Annotated in this window: 13 protein-coding genes; 9 read left to right on the forward strand and 4 right to left on the reverse strand. The window is 57.3% G+C overall.

From position 1 onward, the window contains the following. Positions 1 to 11 precede the first annotated feature (11 nt). Positions 12 to 854: a universal stress protein gene (locus AAY24_RS05560; RefSeq protein ID WP_046858841.1), complete on the forward strand. Its 843-nt coding sequence runs from the start codon at positions 12 to 14 to the stop codon at positions 852 to 854. A 13-nt stretch (positions 855 to 867) separates the two neighbouring features. Here AAY24_RS05560 and AAY24_RS05565 read toward each other — a convergent pair whose 3' ends face one another. Then, positions 868 to 1,788 (reverse strand): alpha-E domain-containing protein, encoded by a 921-nt coding sequence (locus tag AAY24_RS05565; protein ID WP_046858842.1) that lies wholly within the window; start codon positions 1,786 to 1,788, stop codon positions 868 to 870. A 1-nt stretch (position 1,789) separates the two neighbouring features. Further along, positions 1,790 to 3,247, reverse strand: coding sequence for a circularly permuted type 2 ATP-grasp protein (locus AAY24_RS05570; RefSeq protein ID WP_046858843.1), 1,458 nt, complete (start codon positions 3,245 to 3,247; stop codon positions 1,790 to 1,792). A 139-nt stretch (positions 3,248 to 3,386) separates the two neighbouring features. On the opposite strand from AAY24_RS05570, the gene AAY24_RS05575 reads away from it, so the two are divergent. Continuing rightward, complete coding sequence (locus AAY24_RS05575; RefSeq protein ID WP_046858844.1) at positions 3,387 to 4,118, forward strand: proteasome-type protease; 732 nt, start codon at positions 3,387 to 3,389, stop codon at positions 4,116 to 4,118. A 32-nt stretch (positions 4,119 to 4,150) separates the two neighbouring features. Here AAY24_RS05575 and AAY24_RS05580 read toward each other — a convergent pair whose 3' ends face one another. Then, complete coding sequence (locus tag AAY24_RS05580) at positions 4,151 to 5,230, reverse strand: zinc-binding metallopeptidase family protein (RefSeq protein ID WP_046858845.1); 1,080 nt, start codon at positions 5,228 to 5,230, stop codon at positions 4,151 to 4,153. A gap of 169 nt (positions 5,231 to 5,399) precedes the next feature. Beyond that, positions 5,400 to 6,566, reverse strand: coding sequence for a P-loop NTPase (locus tag AAY24_RS18435; protein ID WP_052761086.1), 1,167 nt, complete (start codon positions 6,564 to 6,566; stop codon positions 5,400 to 5,402). A 158-nt stretch (positions 6,567 to 6,724) separates the two neighbouring features. Between AAY24_RS18435 and AAY24_RS05590 the strand changes: the two genes are divergently transcribed. The 7 genes from AAY24_RS05590 to AAY24_RS05620 all read left to right on the forward strand — a co-directional run bounded on the left by AAY24_RS05590 (position 6,725) and on the right by AAY24_RS05620 (position 17,165). Then, positions 6,725 to 8,851, forward strand: a complete 2,127-nt coding sequence (locus tag AAY24_RS05590; RefSeq protein WP_046858846.1) for an HDOD domain-containing protein — start codon at positions 6,725 to 6,727, stop codon at positions 8,849 to 8,851. 17 nt (positions 8,852 to 8,868) lie between these two features. Beyond that, complete coding sequence (locus AAY24_RS05595; RefSeq protein WP_052761087.1) at positions 8,869 to 11,082, forward strand: EAL domain-containing protein; 2,214 nt, start codon at positions 8,869 to 8,871, stop codon at positions 11,080 to 11,082. Positions 11,083 to 11,314: 232 nt separating this feature from the next. Beyond that, positions 11,315 to 12,505, forward strand: coding sequence for a YbfB/YjiJ family MFS transporter (locus AAY24_RS05600; RefSeq protein WP_046858847.1), 1,191 nt, complete (start codon positions 11,315 to 11,317; stop codon positions 12,503 to 12,505). A gap of 134 nt (positions 12,506 to 12,639) precedes the next feature. Next, positions 12,640 to 13,554 carry a KPN_02809 family neutral zinc metallopeptidase gene (gene ypfJ, locus AAY24_RS05605; protein WP_046858848.1) on the forward strand — a complete coding sequence of 305 codons (915 nt, stop codon included), beginning with the start codon at positions 12,640 to 12,642 and terminating at the stop codon, positions 13,552 to 13,554. A gap of 145 nt (positions 13,555 to 13,699) precedes the next feature. Then, a complete protein-coding gene (locus AAY24_RS05610) occupies positions 13,700 to 14,746 on the forward strand; it encodes an AAA family ATPase (protein ID WP_046858849.1) in 1,047 nt (348 codons plus the stop codon). A gap of 23 nt (positions 14,747 to 14,769) precedes the next feature. Further along, on the forward strand, positions 14,770 to 16,032 hold the full coding sequence (locus AAY24_RS05615; RefSeq protein WP_046858850.1) for a vWA domain-containing protein: 1,263 nt from the start codon (positions 14,770 to 14,772) through the stop codon (positions 16,030 to 16,032). Between the two features lie 14 nt (positions 16,033 to 16,046). After that, on the forward strand, positions 16,047 to 17,165 hold the full coding sequence (locus AAY24_RS05620; RefSeq protein WP_046858851.1) for a hypothetical protein: 1,119 nt from the start codon (positions 16,047 to 16,049) through the stop codon (positions 17,163 to 17,165). Positions 17,166 to 17,220 lie beyond the last annotated feature (55 nt).

Raw genomic sequence — 17,220 nt, forward strand, 5'->3', positions numbered from 1 at the left:
GGAGTACTCCGATGACCCAAGTGATCGCCTGTATTGACGGCACCAATATCTCACCGGCTGTTTGTGACTACGCCGTGTGGGCCAGCCTGCGGATTGATGCCCCATTGGAATTCCTTCATGTGCTGGACAAATCAGAGTACCCGACCGAGACCAATCTCAGCGGTAACATCGGCCTGGGCAGCCGGGAAGCCCTGCTGGATGAACTGGCGGCACTGGATGAACAGCGGGGCAAACTGGCGCTGAAACAGGGCAAACTGGTGCTGGAGGCGGCCCGGGAGCGGGCCATCTCCCAGGGCATGGCAACACCGGGCAGCCGGCAGCGCCACGGTAACCTGGTGGAGACACTGATCGAGATGGAGTCCGATATCCGGCTGCTGATCATGGGCAAACATGATGACCACCTGAGCCAGCATATCGGCAGCCGCCTGGAGAACGTGGTGCGTACCCTGCACCGCCCGATCCTTATTACCACCGCCAGCTTCAAAGCCCCGCAACGGTTCATGATCGCCTTTGACGGCAGTCCCACTACCCGCAAGGGTGTGGAGATGGTGGCCGACAGCCCGCTGTTTAAGGGACTGCCCTGCCATCTGGTGATGGTGGGAACAGCGAGTGATTCGGCACAGGCCCAGCTCGATTGGGCCAGCACCACCCTTGAGGGAGCCGGCTTCCAGACTGAAGCCGAAATTCTGGACGGAGAGGTGGAACGGGTACTGTGTGACTACCGGGCCAACCACAACATCGACCTGCTGGTGATGGGCGCCTATGGCCATTCGGTGATCCGCCGCTTTCTGGTCGGCAGCACCACCACCAACGTGATACGCAACGCCTCCGTGCCGGTACTTCTGCTACGTTAGAGCGCGATAGGGACTACTGGAAGTAGGTCTGGGTGATGGACTGGTGGAGTTCCGCCATACCAACCTGGAGTTCATCGATAAACTGGTGCAGTTCATCCTGCTGCAGAATCGCCTGGTCGGCACGCAACACCTTTTTGCCAACCTCGTTAAGCAGTGTAATGGCATCCTCATTGCGCGGCAGCCCCTGCAGACAACTCTTCACCTGCAGCAGACAGTGGAAAAAAGAGCGGGGAAACTGCTTATCCTTGAGCAGGAACTTGAGCACATCCCGCCGCCGGACCCGCACCTGGATAGTGCGGCGATACATCTGATAAGCCGAGAGGGATTTGAGCACGCTCATCCACTGGATATTATCAAACGGGCTCAGGCCCTCGTGCTCCTCCAGCAGGTTGGCCGAGCGCACATCGATTATGCGGGTGGTCATCTCAGCCCGTTCCAGATTGCGTCCCATGCGCAGGATCTCGTAACCCACATCATGCAGCATGGTACCGGCCAGCAGACCGGTCATGGTCTGGGTGCCCTGAACGATACGCTTGAGATAATCGTAACGACCCCGCTTCGAATAGCCACTGACGGCGTTGCTCTTAGCCATCAGGTAGAGGTCGTTGATCTGCTCCCACCCCTCCCGGGGAATGATGTCGCGGATAGTCCGGGCATTCTCCCGGGCCATCTGCAGTGACTGGATGATTGAGCAGGGACTCTTGGGATCGGCAATCAGAAACTTGAGGACGGTACGCTCATTGACCTCATCGTAGTGTTCCAGAAAATACTCCTCGGTGCCGAGGATCTCCATAATCGGCTGCCAACCCGGCTGCAGTCCCTTGGGCAGATCCAGCAACAGGTTGGTATTGACCATGATCAGACGCGCAGTATTTTCCGCACGTTCCACATAGCGGGCCATCCAGTAGATATTTTCCGCCACCCGTGACAGCATGTCAGCTTCCCTCGTCGTCCACGATCCAGGTGTCCTTGCTACCGCCGCCCTGGGATGAGTTCACAACGATGGAACCCTTACGCATCGCGACCCGAGTCAACCCGCCGGTGGTGACATAGATGTCGTTGGGCGAACTGAGAATAAACGGCCGCAAATCGAGGTGCCGGGGTTCCGCCCGGTTCTTGACCAGGGTGGGTGCTGTGGACAGAGTCAGCATGGGCTGGGCGATATAGTTGCGCGAATCCTTGCGGATCAACTTCTTGAACTGCTCCCGCTCTTTGACCGTAGCATGGGGGCCGATCAGCATGCCGTAACCGCCCGACTCATTGGCCGGCTTCACCACCAGTTCCGCGATATGCTCCAGCACATATTCACGATCCTCCCGATCCACACACTTGTAGGTCGGCACGTTACCCATCAGTGGCTCCTCGTTCAGGTAGTAGCGGATAAATTCCGGTACAAAAGCGTACACCACCTTGTCGTCGGCAACACCTGCTCCGGGCGCATTGGCCAGCGCGACATTGCCCGCTTTCCAGGCCCGCATCAGCCCCGGTACCCCCAGGTAGGAGTCGGGATGGAACACTTCCGGATCCAGGAACAGGTCGTCGACACGCCGGTAGATCACATCCACCCGGGACAACCCTTCCACCGTGCGCATATAGACGCAATCATCCTGCTCCACCATCAGGTCACTCCCCTCCACCAACTCGGCACCCATCTGCTGGGCCAGGTAGGAGTGTTCAAAATAGGCGGAGTTATAGATGCCCGGCGTCAGAACCACGATCTCCGGCTGTTCGATCTGCCGGGGCGACAGGGCGGCAAGCATGTCGTAAAGCTTGGAGGGGTAATCATCCACCGGCAGGATATTCTGATTTTCAAACAGGTCCGGGAAGACCCGTTTCATCACCTGACGGTTTTCCAGCATGTAGGAGACACCGGAAGGGACACGCAGATTGTCTTCCAGCACATAGATTGTGCCATCTTTATCCCGGACCAGATCCGAGCCGCAGATGTGGGCCCAGATACCGCCCGGCGGATTGACTCCGATACACTGCTTACGAAAATTGACCGAGTTTTCCAGCAGACCGGCGGGAAACAGCCCCTCTTTGACAATTTGCTGGTCGTGGTAGATGTCGTCGATGAAACAGTTAAGGGCCCGGACCCGCTGTTTGAGGCCGGCTTCCACCTGCAACCATTCGGACTTCGCGATAACCCGGGGAATAATATCGAATGGCCAGGCCCGATCGATGGATCCCTCTTCCTCGCTATAGACAGTGAAGGTAATGCCCATCAGACTGATGGCCATGTCGGCGGCGGATTTGTACTCTTCAATCTCCCGGTCCGACAGATCCCGCAGATACTGGCAAAGCCCTGCCGCCGCCGGGCGTGGCTTCCCGGTTACGCGCATCAGTTCGTCGTAGAACCCCTTGACCCTGTAGCTGCCCCAACGAATAGTCATACGGTCTCTGCTATCTGTTGTTTGCCTTTACTCACAATAGCGTACTTCCAACGGGATCGCCAAGTAAATTCCCATGGGTATCAGCCAACAATCTGGTACTATTCCAGCCCGGTCCTGACTTATCCCTGGAGCCTATGGAATGACCTACTGTATTGCAATCTGTGTCAACGACGGCATTGTGTTTGCGTCCGACTCGCGCAGTAATGCCGGTGTGGATTACATTCGTACCTGTTCAAAAATGCACCGATTCTGCTGGCCCGGGGACCGCGTTATCGTGCTGCTCTCCGCAGGCAACCTGGCGACTACCCAGGCGGTGGTGAACGCTATCCAGCGTGACCTGGACGATCCGGATGCCGAATTCAATCTGCTGAAAGCCAAGCACCTGTTCGACGTGGCGGACTATATCGGCGATCTGAGTCTGAAAGAGCAGCAGCACCACGGTCCGGCCCTGGAGAAGGGCGGCGGCAGTGCCGCAGCCAGCTTCATCCTGGGTGGACAGCTGTCGGGAAAGGAGCACGGCATCTACCTGATCTACCCGGAAGGGAACTACATTGCCGCTTCCACCGACACCCCCTATCTGCAGATCGGCGAGAACAAATATGGCAAGCCCATACTGGACCGGGTGATCACCGTAGAGTCCTCACTGAACAATGCAGCCCGCTGTGCACTGGTATCACTGGACTCCACCATGCGCAGTAACATCTCGGTCGGCCCTCCCTTTGAACTGGCCATGTATACCCGCGACAGCCTGGAGGAGCCCCGACAACTCTCTCTGAAACTGGCCTCCCCCTATTACAAATCGCTGCAGAAATCGTGGAATGACGGGCTGAAACGGGCATTTACCGATCTGCCGAAGTTTGATTGGGAATAGGCCCCCACCCCGCTGACCGATGTACCGGACGGTTACTGGCCCTTGTTGATCACCACGTCATGCACAAACGCCAGCTTTTCAATAATCACGTCCGTCAGCACAAAGGGATAGGCATCCGGCAGCCCCATGCTGCGGTTCACGTCATTCAGGGCGACGGTAAAATTACTCCACTCATTCACCAGCTCATTGATGGAGATCGAGGAGAGGTACTCCGCATGGAACTGTTGTCGGTTCGCCACATGGAGCGTTTTATCACCCAGATCAAAACCGTAATCCCGGGCCGTCTCCATGCTGTCGATCATATGCAGATAGTGTGCCCAGGTCTCCGCCCAGTCCTCCCAGGAGTGGGCGCTGGCGTAGCCGCTGATCCAGTTGGTCTGCCAGTTCGCCACCGGGCCGTTCATGTAATAGCCCTGCATCACATCGGAATAGCCGATACGCTCGTCCCCAAACAGCTGCCGGAACGCCTCGATCCGGGGCGAGTTTTTCACTAAAACATCCCAGTAGTAGTGCCCCGACTCATGGCGAAAATGGCCCAGCAGGGTGCGATAGCTCTCCCCCATGTGGGCCCGGGTCAATTCACGGGCAACCGGGTCCGCCTCGGCAATGTTGAGCGTAATAACACCGTTTGTGTGCCCGGTAAACACCTGATTCTGTGGGACTTGTTCCTGTGCAAACTCGGAATAGCCCTGATCCTCCATCAGGTGAAAAGCGAGACCAAACTGGGGATTCTGCTCCCGGTTGACAATGGGCAGCTCCAGCCACATCAGGCTGTACAGCAGGCGCCGTTTGGCCTGCTCAATCAAACCCCAGAGCTTAAGATTGTTGGGATTACCCAGGTCGGGAATGATTTCCGAAAGCCGGCAGGAGAAGCAGTACGCATGGTTATCCGCTTCCGGCACCATCCAGTTGCAGACGTGGTGCTCGGTATAGTTGCGACACTTCCGATAGAGCGCCCCGTCAGCCGTGGCCCGCCAAAGCCCTTCCCCGGCCGGTTCCAGTGCGGAGAGTGTACGCCTGTCCGGCAGAAACCCCAGCTCATGTCCGCAGCTGACACAGAGGGAGTTTTCAAAATGCAGGCGCGAGCCGCATTGGCAGGTGTATGTCTTCATAACTCAATTCCACGCATCTCATTACCCTTGCAATACTCACTACCGTCCGGTTTTGGAGCCATCCGCCCGGGCCGTTGAACCGACAGATGGCGATCAATCACCATCGTCGGCCTGATTATGGTGATGATCCACCTGCTGGCCGCCAGCACGCATGTCGACCAGCGCCCGGTTATTTTGCCTCGATGCGGGCCAACAGTTCAGCAAACTGCGCGGCGGCCGTATACGGACTCCCGGCCAGCGCCTCTTTGAATTGGTGTCGCTGTGGCCGCTCCTGCCCGCTGTTGTGCAGCGTTTCGGCAGAGCCGGCCGACCCATGCTGATCATTTGGCACCTGCAACTGGGGAGATTCCCGGTCATCAAACAGCGCGGCTTCATCGGCATCGTAGCGGGTCATCCATTCGCTCACCGCACGCCGGATAAACGCCTTTGACTCGCCTTGGTCCAGCTCGCCCAGCCGCTCCAGCACCTGCGCCTGCCAAGCCGCCACCTGCGTCGTTGTTAGCTGTGCCGAAGCGTCTTCAGCCACTTGCGGCAGGGCAATCCCAAAGGGTTGATTCATCTCCTTCAGGTAGTGGCTGAATGTCTCGGCACCACCCCGCTGGTTCTGCAACAGCCGTATCAAGCGTTCGGCGATCACCCGGATACAGCGGCTGGCCAGGCACTCCGGCTTGCCAAGCAGTACCGGTTGCTGCTTACTGACTGAAAGCTGGACCTGCTGATCCTGTAATACATACCCCAGGTATCCCACCGGTAGTTGCAGATACTTCTCGGTCGCTTTTCTGAACCGTTTAAAGGCACTTCTGGCGGCGTGCAGATCGGTGGCCTGATTGATTACCACATAGACGGTACCACTGAATCCGTAGCGCTTGGCCATTTTCAGGAACGAAAAGGCGTCTGTGAGCGAAGTGGGCTCGGGCGTTATAACCAGCACCGGACAGACAGCGGCGAGGAAAAAGCCCAGCTGTCCCGATCCAACACCGGCCGCGGAATCAACCAGGATCACATCATTCTGCTGTTCAATGTGGCGCAGGCCATCCAGCAGGCGCTCCTGCTGTTGCGATGACAACTCCAGAAACTCCGCAATACCACTGGCCGCGGGCACGATGTTAAGCCGTTCCGAAACCGATAACAGGATCTCCTCAATACGCCGCTCGCCACTCAGATATTCGCGCAGCGTCTGGCGCGGATTGATACCGAACAGAATATTGATATTGGCCAGATTGGTATCCGCATCAAACAGGCAGACCTGCTGGTTCATCTGGCCCAGGGCTATGCCCAGATTGGCGGACAGGGTACTTTTGCCGACACCACCTTTTCCGCTGGCGATCACAACCATTGTGTTAACCGGTTCACGTTTTGGAACTTCCACGCTATCACTTCTGCCAAGCGTGCCACAAATGGTTGCTAATTTGGTTTTCATTTATCCAGAAATCGTATGGAATTTCTTTTTATCTCATTGACTTATGATTGATAATTGGTGCAGGATGTAACGCCATGAAAAAGGCAACGCCGCTATCTATCGAAAATCTCAACCTGGGAAGGCTCCCTTCTGTCCCGCAGGTACTACTCAGATTAATCGAAGCCTGCTATCAAGTCGATGTCAGTTTTCATACACTGGCGAATATTATTCAGCAGGATAGCGGACTGACCGCCAGAATCACCGCTATTTGCAACTCCCCCGCCTATGCACAATGGAACGAAGACCGGGACTTCGAGCATCTCCTGGTGGTACTGGGGTTGAACAATGTCAAAACCATCGCGGTCGAGGCTGCGGTACAGCAGTTTTTCTCCCAGTTCAATATACAGACCGGGAAAAGCCTCGGTGCAGTCTGGTACAAATCGCTCTGGTGTGCCCATGCGGCAAAATCCCTCGCTGCCCTGACTGGCTACCAGTTCCCGGATGAGGCCTATCTGGCCGGTTTGCTGCACCGACTCGGACAGCTGGTCTTTCTGAGCAATCACCCCGAGGATTACAGCAAGTTACTGCTGAACACCTCTGGCGATAGCGCACTGGCGGAGCTGGAGCGGGAACAGTTCGGAGCCGCCTATCACGAAGTCGGTGCCCTGGTGATGCGGGAGTGGGAGCTGAAGTCCTTTATCAGTGATGCCCTGCTGTACCAGAATGAACCGGCTGAACGGCTGCTGGAATCGCCACGCCTGGTACGCCTGATCAACTTCATCCATAAATTGTCTGATCCCAGTGAAGACCGGGACACACTCTATAAAGAAGCAGACCTGCTGTTTGGTCTGACACCGTCGGTAATAGATCATCTGCAAAAAGATATCGAAAAACAGGTGCAGAAGAGTGCCGACGGTCTTGGCATCGAACTGAACCGGGATGGAGCAGGACAGATCGAAGTCCAGGTTGAAACCGAGGAGGTGCGACTGGAACTGGCCCGCCGGGTGCGTGAGTTTGCCCTGCTCAGCGGTATCAACCTGGAACCGGGAAAAGAGCAGGAACTGCAGGAGTTCCTCAACGCCGTTCTTATGGAGCTGCATATCCTGTTCGGCATGGATCACACCCTGTTATTCCTGGCAGATGGGGATAATCAGCACCTGCAGGCAGTAGCGGCTCCGTCAGTCAGCCACGCCCAGATGATGGAGTTCACCCTCCCCATACAGGAGGGGCGGAGCCGGGTCGCGCAGGCGCTGATTACCGGAGAGATCCAGATGCCGGTGAGTGCGGCAGACGCCAACCCGGTAGCCCTGATTGATCAACAACTGGCCCGTGCACTGGACAGGGACGGCCTGCTCTGTATTCCCCTGATCAGCGAAGCAAACCGCTTGGGTGTGATTGTGGCGGGTTGCCATGAATCAGAGTTCGAGCTGTCTTCGCACCAGCAGGAGTTTCTGCCTGTGTTCGCCGGCACCGTCGCCCGGACTATCGATACCCGACGGAACATTGAGCAACGCACCGGAGAACTGCTGGAAAATACCCGTCAATGGCACCAGCGCGAAGCAAGAAGCATTGTCCATGAGATCAACAATCCCCTGGGTATTATCAATAATTATCTGCACGTCCTGTCGGTCAAATTCAGCGACGATCCGGCCATTTCCGATCAACTGAAAATTGTCACGGAAGAGATACAGCGGGTTGGAGACATTGCGCTGCGGTTACGGGACATAGACGACTCCAAGAATGCCGCCGCCCACTCAGTGGACGTCAATGGCGTTATTAATGACCTGGTTTCCCTGTTCGGAGACTCCTATTTCCAGACCCACAAGATCAGTGCACAACTGGATCTGGACAAAAATCTGCCGCCCATTCAGACCAGCCGGGCGGCCCTGAAACAGGTAGTGACCAACCTGATCAAAAATGCGGTCGAGGCCATGCAGGATGGCGGAGAGCTCTCCATCAGAACCCACGACCATATCAACATCGGAGGGCGTGAGTACGTTGAATTGAGTATTGGGGACACTGGTCCCGGTATCCCCCCGGAAATCATGGCAAAACTGTTCACACCGGTAGATAGCACCAAAGGCAACAACCACTCGGGTTTAGGATTAACCATCGTAAATAACCTTATTAATGAGCTGAAAGGGAGCATCAGTTGCAGAGGTCGCTCAGGAGGTGGAACTGAATTTCTAATCCACCTCCCTCGTCTTCTCGGGGACGAGTAACTGGAGGTATAAGAATAATGAAGCCGACGGAATCCTGGCTGGGGAGTGATCTTGAACCCCAGTTACCCGGCGGGACCAGACAAGCATCCCAGGCTGAGCAACCCAAAATCCTGGTGGTGGACGATGAAGTGCGCATGCGGGAAAGCGTTCGTGATCTTCTCCGGGCCTATGGACATTCGAGTGTTATTGCCGCAAACGGTAAGATCGCGCTGGAAATCCTGCGCCAACAATCGATTGAACTGATCCTGCTGGACCTGAATATGCCGGAGATCTCCGGGCTCGATTTCCTGGAGATGCTGAAGGCCGACTATCCCGATATCGATGTGGTCATCGTCAGTGGCGAAGCAACCTTCGCCAATGCCACCGAAGCCCTCCGGCAGGGAGTACACGACTTTCTGCGCAAACCCTATAATCCAGTCGAACTGATCGGAATTATCGAAAAGGTTCTGAAAAAACGAAACCTCGAGCGGGACTTCAAACAGGTACACCAGCAACTCGAGGCCTCCGAATACCGTTATCGATTCATCGTCGACAACTCCCCCGACATCATCTACATGCTGGACGAAAACGGTCGGTTCTGTTTCGTCAATGATCGCATCAGCCAACTACTGGACTACCCGAAGGATGAACTGATTGGTCAGCACTACTCGGCAGTAGTGCATGAAGAGGATATCGAAAAGGCCAAATACGCCTTTGCCGAACGCCGCACCGGAGACCGGGCCAGCCGGAACGTTGAATTCAGACTGCGCTGCCGGGATAACGCCCAGGGCAGCCGCTATTTCGAGAGCCGCTCCGTCTCTATCGAACTGAATTCCATGGGGATCTACAGCAACAGTGACGACGGCGATAGCAAGCGTTACGTCGGCACCTATGGCGTAGCCCGGGACATCAGTGAGCGAAAACGGGCGGAAGAGATCATCAACTTCCAGCTCTACCACGATCTGCTCACCCAGCTGCCCAACCGGGCACTGCTGCGGGACCGGCTCGGACTGGCCATCTCCCAGGCCAGGCGGAGTGGCAATCAACTGGCCCTGATGTACCTGGACATGGATCGATTCAAGGTCATCAACGACTCCCTCGGCCATGTAGCCGGCGACCAGCTGTTACAGACCGTGGCCAACCGGTTGCGCAACAGCCTGCGGGACAGCGACACCCTGGCCCGGGTGGGAGGTGATGAATTCAACCTGCTGGTACCGGAAGTCACCGATAAGGAAGACGTGGCCCGACTGGTCGAGAAAGTTCTGAAAAATCTCAAAACGCCTATCTTCATTGATGGAGTCGAGGTGTTCGTCAGTTTCAGTATTGGGATTGCACTCTATCCCGATGACGGCGAGACCATGGATACCCTGATCAAACATGCCGATATAGCCATGTACCATGTAAAACGTCGCGGCAAGGATGGCTACGAGTTCTTCTCCAGCAACATGAAGACCATGGTGGATCAACACCTGTCGCTGGATAGCGGTCTGCGACGAGCTATAGATGAAGAGCAGTTACATGTCTATTTTCAGCCCCAGATTGACCTGCGCTCCGGTGAGATTTCCGGCATGGAGGCCCTGTTACGCTGGAAGCACCCGGAGGCCGGCTATATCAGCCCAACCGAGTTTATCCCGGTGGCGGAAGAAAACGGACTGATCAATGAGATCGGCCTGTGGGTACTGGATGCCGGCTGTGCCGAACTGAAAAAATGGCGTCAGGCCGGACATAACCAGTTGAACCTGGCAGTCAATGTCTCCTCGAAACAGCTGGCGCAAGCCGATTTTGAACAGCAGGTTTTCAACACCCTGGAGAAGCATGGTATCCCCGGCTCCGCGCTGGAGTTGGAAATCACGGAAAATGTTCTGATCCAGGATATGGATCAGGTGATCAACAAGCTGCGGCAACTGCATGCCGCCGGTATCTGCATTGCGGTTGATGATTTCGGTATCGGCTACTCCTCACTGGGGTATCTGCAATCCCTACCGCTGAGCACACTAAAAATTGATCGCTCCTTTGTCAGTGGTATCCGCGCCACTAACAACCGAAACTCCATCGTCACCGCCATCATCGCCATGGCCAAGGAGCTGGGCCTGAGGATCATCGCGGAAGGGGTGGAGACAGAGAGCCAGCATCAACAACTGAAACAGCTTGGCTGCCCCCATGCCCAGGGATTCCTGTTCAGCCGACCCATGCCCAAGGAACAGACCGCGCAGTTTCTGAACGGGGTCGAACTGCAGCAACAGCACAGCTGAGAAACCACCGGCGACCGCCTGAAAACCGCACCCCAACTGTCTGCCCCGGCTCACTGGAGCAGACAGTGGTTCCCGTTCCAATAACCCCCCGCTCAAAATCCCCATTCACCCCGCGTAACCAGCAATATCCTCAAATTACTAATGGTTTACATTGAAACTATTTTCAGGGCACCATCAGGAAATTCGTTGAAGGCCGAGTATAACGGTCTCTGATAACCCGTCAGGAGTACTGATGCCTCACTCTCCATCCCATATAAAAGTCCTGTTTGCCGGCGTGATGAGCCTGATCCTGTCGCTGGGCATAGCGCGCTTCGCCTACACACCATTGCTACCTATCATGCAATCCCAGGCCGGCCTCGGGGACGCCTCCGGCGGCTGGCTGGCGACTTTCAACTACATGGGTTACATGGCCGGGGCACTGATCGCCGCCTCCATCAGCAACCTGCACCTGAAGGACACCCTCTACCGTATTGGCCTGATTCTGGCGCTGATCACCACGGCCGGGATGGGGCTTAGCGAAAACATCTGGATCTGGGGTGCGATGCGTTTTCTGGCCGGACTGAGCAGCGCAGCCGGGCTGTTAATCGGATCAGGCCTGATTCTGAACTGGCTGATCAGACATAACCACCGAATGGAACTGGGCATCCATTTCAGTGGCCTGGGCCTGGGTATTGTATTGAGTGCGGTAGCCGTTGACCTGATGGCAGACCACCTCAGCTGGGATCAGCAGTGGCTGGCATTGACCCTGATCGGCGTCATCCTGTTTATCCCCGCCTGGGGCTGGCTGCCCCGGCCCGACAGCACGCCGTTCACCAACAGCGGTGTCAGGATGGAAGACGCTCCCCCCAGACGCAACTGGCTGATCATTCTGTTCAGCAGTTACTTCTGCGCCGGTTTCGGTTATGTGGTAAGCGCTACGTTTTTAGTGGTCATTGTGGAGTCAGAGCCCGCGCTGCAGGGTTATGGAGAGCTGGCCTGGCTGATGGTGGGCCTGGCGGCCGCACCCGCCTGCTTCATCTGGGACCGTATTGCCCGGAAGACCGGGGAGCTGAAAGCACTGGCCATCGCCTTCGGACTGCAGATTATCGGCATCATGCTCCCGACCCTGTTCGATGCCAGCCTGCAACTGGTGCTTTTCAGTGCCGCCCTGTACGGCGGCACCTTCATTGGCATCGTGAGTTTAATGCTGACCATGATCGGAAAGTTCTACCCAACCAAACCGGCCAAACCCATGGGCAAGCTGACCCTGAGCTACGGTGTGGCCCAGATCATCGCCCCGGCACTGGCAGGCACCTTGGCTGAAACGTCCGGCACCTACAACGGCTCACTCTATCTGGCTGCTATTATCATGAGTATTGGCCTGCTGCTGATCGGCTGGCTGGCATTCCGTGAAAATGCCCAGCTTCAGGTGGTCCCCGGCTGAATCCCGCCGGATAGATTTAACAAAGGTTTACCATTACCCTCTACTGGCTGCCGCCCGATTAATGAGAAGCTGTCAGAATTGGTTAGCAGATGACCGACAGGTCACCCTCTTCTCGACACAAATGGAGCAACACAATGCGTTGGCGGGGTCAGAAACAGAGCAGCAACGTCGAGGATCGCCGAGGCAGCAGCCGTCCGGCCATGGGCGGACTTGGCGGCGGCGGTGGCATGCTCAACCTGCTACCGACCATATTCAAACTGTTTGGCTTTAAGGGTGGCGTGGTTGCCATCCTGGCGTTTGGTGCCTACGGCCTCTACACCGGCAACCTCGGCGGCATGCTGGGTAGCGGTGGCATCCAGTCCGTCGACTCCCAATCGGCAGGCCCTATCAAACAGACCGCCGCCGAACAGGAGCTGGTCAGCTTCGTATCCGTGGTGCTGGCGGATACCGAGACCACCTGGCATGCCCTGTTCCAACAGATGGGGGGCACCTACAAGGAGCCCAAACTGGTGCTTTTTCGGGATGTGGTCAAATCGGCCTGTGGCCTGGGCCAGGCCGCCAGTGGCCCCTTCTACTGTCCCGCAGACCAGCAGGTATATATCGATCTGAGTTTCTATGATGACCTGAAATCCCGCTTCAAGGCCCCCGGTGACTTCGCACAGGCCTATGTGATTGCCCACGAGGTGGGACACCATGTGCAGACCCTGTTGGGCATCTCCAGCAAAGTTCACGAAGCAAAACGTTCCCTCTCCAAGGTCGAGGCCAATAAACTGTCGGTGCGGCAGGAGCTGCAGGCAGACTGTTTTGCCGGTATCTGGGCACATCACGCAGACCGATCACGACAGCTGCTTGAGGAGGGTGACGCCGAAGAGGCCCTGACCGCAGCCAGCGCCATTGGCGATGACCGACTGCAGAAACAGACCCAGGGCCACGTAACGCCGGATTCATTCACCCACGGACGTTCGGCACAACGGGTCGCCTGGTTCAAGAAGGGGTTTCAGAGCGGCAATCTGAAGCTGTGCGACACCTTTTCCGCCAGTACACTGTAGTGCGGGCTCAATAGCTACCGTCCGGTCATATTGATAAACTTCACCAGCGCTTGTATCACTATCTCTTATTATTTGATTATCCCAGTTTTATGGTAGGTTATTAGCAGACAGCGTATCTGCACTACTTTAAAACCAAGGGAGTACCATGCGACCAGCCGCGATATCGGCCATCCTGGACCGTGAATACCTGAGTACCGAACAAGGCCACCACACCCCCGTTATGCTCTGGGGTCCCCCGGGTGTCGGCAAGTCACAACTGGTCAGCCAGGTGGGTGACCGCCACCAGATACCGGTGATCGATATACGCCTGTCACAGATGGAGCCAAGCGACCTGCGCGGTATTCCGTTCCGCAGTGGCGAACGGGTTGAATGGGCCGAACCGGCACTGCTGCCCCATGTCGATAGTCATGGCGAACGGGGTATTCTGTTTCTGGATGAGATCACCTCCGCTCCTCCCAGTGTCTCGGCCGCCGCCTATCAGCTGATTCTTGACCGACGCCTGGGGGAGTACGACGTACCGGAGGGCTGGGCCATATTTGCTGCCGGCAATCGCCAGGGTGACCGGGGGGTCACCTATACCATGCCGGCTCCACTGGCCAACCGCTTTACCCACTTTGAGGTCGACACCCACCTGGACGATTGGGTCGCCTGGGCCTACGACAACGGCATCGACGAACGGGTGATCGCTTTTCTGCGTTTCCGCCCCGAGCGCCTGTTCGACTTTGATCCGGCCCACAACCCGGTGGCTTTCCCCACACCCCGCTCCTGGGAGTTCGCCCACCGTGGACTGCAGAAGTTTGGCGCTATGCCCGATCTGCTCTGCGACACTCTGCAGGCCTGTGTGGGGCCCGCTGCCGGTATCGAGTTGGCGGCGTTTGTCGACAACCTGGACAAGCTGCCCGACATCGATGCCATCCTGGCAGGTGACAACGCGCTGGTACCGAGTGAAATCGATCTGCAGTATGCGGTCGCCTCTGCCCTGGTGGCACGGGCGGTAAAGGCCCGGGGCAGCGCTGACGAGCAGCAGATCTATGGACGTATACTGGACTATGCCGGCAAGTTCCCCCAGCGGGAGATGGGCATCATGCTGGTTTCCGATATGCACCGCGCTATCGGCCAGGATCTGTTCGGCGTGGCGGAGTTCGCCCCCTGGGCCGAGGCCGTGGCAGATGTCATGCTTTACGATCTCTGACGGATAGGCGATACAGCCAGACGATGAGTGAGATCGAAACAAAACTCAGCGCCGCCCGGACGCGACTGATCCTGGACAAACCCTTCCTGGGTGCCCTGGTATTGCGTCTGCCGATGCAAGAGGCCGACCCGACCTGGTGCCAGACCACCGCCACCGATGCGCGGACCTTTTACTACAACGCCGATTTCATCAATGCCCTGACCCTGGAGCAGACCCAGTTTGTGCTGGCTCACGAAGCGCTCCACTGCGGTCTGTCCCACTTCGCCCGCAGAATGCACCGGGACAAATACCGTTGGGATATCGCTTGTGATCTGGCCATCAACCCATTGCTGGTGGCCGAAAAGCTGGAGCCCTGCCCGGGCGCCCTCAATCTGGCCGAATTTGAGGGCATGACCGCCGAGGAGATCTACCCCTGCATCGCTGAAAGCGATCAGATGAACACCCATGATCACCACATCTACGATCAGAACGACAGCAATCCCGGTGGCAACCCGGATAGCGGCGGTGGCCAGCCGGACGATCACCCCCCCTCTGAAAAAAACGCTGACCAGCCCCGGCCGCAACAGAGCGAATCGACCCAAACCGCCGGCGGCAACAAAACGGTGTCCGGTTCAAAGCCTGATGGTGCTCCACAACCTGAACCCCTGTCGCCAGGCGAGCGGGAACAACTGGCGGTGCAGTGGAGCCAGCGGTTAGCCGGGGCACACCAGCAGGCGATGCAGGCGGGCAAGATGGGGGGCGAACTGGGGCGCATGATCGGTCACCTGCTGCAACCCCAGCTGCCCTGGCGCATGCTGTTGGCCAAATACATGACCGCCACCGCCCGGGAGGACTACAACTGGACCCGACCATCACGTCGGGAGGGCGACGCCATACTGCCGAGCCTGCGCAGCAACGAACTGAAAGTGGTGATCGGACTGGATACCAGCGGCTCCATCAGCCATGAAGAGATGCGCCAGTTCATATCTGAAATCGATGCCATCAAGGGGCAGGCCAATGCCCGCGTCACCCTGCTCGCCTGCGATGCCGTGCTGGCCAGCGACGGCCCCTGGATTGCTGAACCCTGGGAGCCACTGCGGCTGCCACGGGAGTTCAAGGGTGGCGGTGATACCGATTTCCGGCCGGTCTTTGAATGGGTCGAGCAGGAGGGGACCCACGCCGACCTGCTCATCTACTTTACCGATGCCCAGGGGGATTTTCCGCCCCAGGAGCCGGCCATACCGGTGATCTGGCTGATCAAGGGCAAGGCGGAGATCCCCTGGGGTCAACGCATTCAACTCAATTGAGGAGTCCGGGTTATATGGACCTGACACACGAGGATCTTCTGCGTCTCAACGTTCTGGCTGTCAACGCCGACGCTATCCGCATTGATGAGAATCGCATGGAGGTGCTGGGCAAGAAGGGCGACAAGCAGATGAAGGTCGCGCTGCACCCGGGCGGCAACCCGGATCGTTATCTGAAGAAAGTTCGGGAACTGCTGGCCGGCGCCGCATTAGGTTCCCCCGGTGGCTACCCGGTGTTTATTCAGCGCTGGACCCGCATGGGACAGGTGGAGAGTGCCCGGATGTCGAGCCTGTTGAAACTGGCCGAGCCGGAGGCGGTCATGGCGGTGGTCTGCTCCCCCGGCCTGAGCCACGAGCTGGCCTGCCTGGCCTGGTGGTGCGAACCTCAGGCCGAGTACGCCAGGCGGCTGCTGGAGCAGCCCGCTGTGGCAACAGGCCCGCTGGCCAAGGAACTGGCGGCATTTCTGGTCGAGCATCTCCCCTTTGAGACCGAACCCCAGCAGATGCTGGAGACCGTGCGCCTGGTACTCCAGCCGGGACTGATCGATGATGAGATGAAGCAGCGCCTCTGGAACCGGGGCCGCTCATCAAAGAGTTATCGGGTCGGATTTTTGGAAACCGTACCGGATCAACTGCCTGAGCCATTGCCGGCCCGATACGATCTGCCCGACCACCACCCTACCCTGCAGACACTGACCGCGGAGGGCAATCCCTATGCCGGCTTTCTGGAAAAACTGCTGGACCAGCGGGGACAGACTTTTGCCAACGCGGTAATTGACGTACTGACCCGGCCGGCCAACCAGGACGTGGTGAGTGCCCTGTTCCGGGCGGTGGGCAACTATTTCTCGGATATCCGCACTCACAAAGAGGAACTGCGCGAGCTGGAACAGATCGAGCAGGTGGTGGAGCAACTGATAACCGCTGACGACGGTCCCCTCCTGCAACTGCGGAGCCGGCTGCCCGATCTGGAAACAGAGATCCGTTCCATGCTGTTCCTGGCACACATGGACGACAGTGTACTCACCCCAATTCTCAGTCTGACAGACGCAGTGGGCTCGGTAATGCGGAAGAAAATTCAACCGGTTTCACTGCCCATGGTGCAAAAATTCACCTGTCTGCTGGGTAGAAAACAGTAACATTTCACCAATAGTTCGCAGCAGGAAGAAACCAACCACCTGAAAATAAAGGGAA

Source organism: Sedimenticola thiotaurini (assembly GCF_001007875.1).
GTDB classification, from domain to species: domain Bacteria; phylum Pseudomonadota; class Gammaproteobacteria; order Chromatiales; family Chromatiaceae; genus Sedimenticola; species Sedimenticola thiotaurini.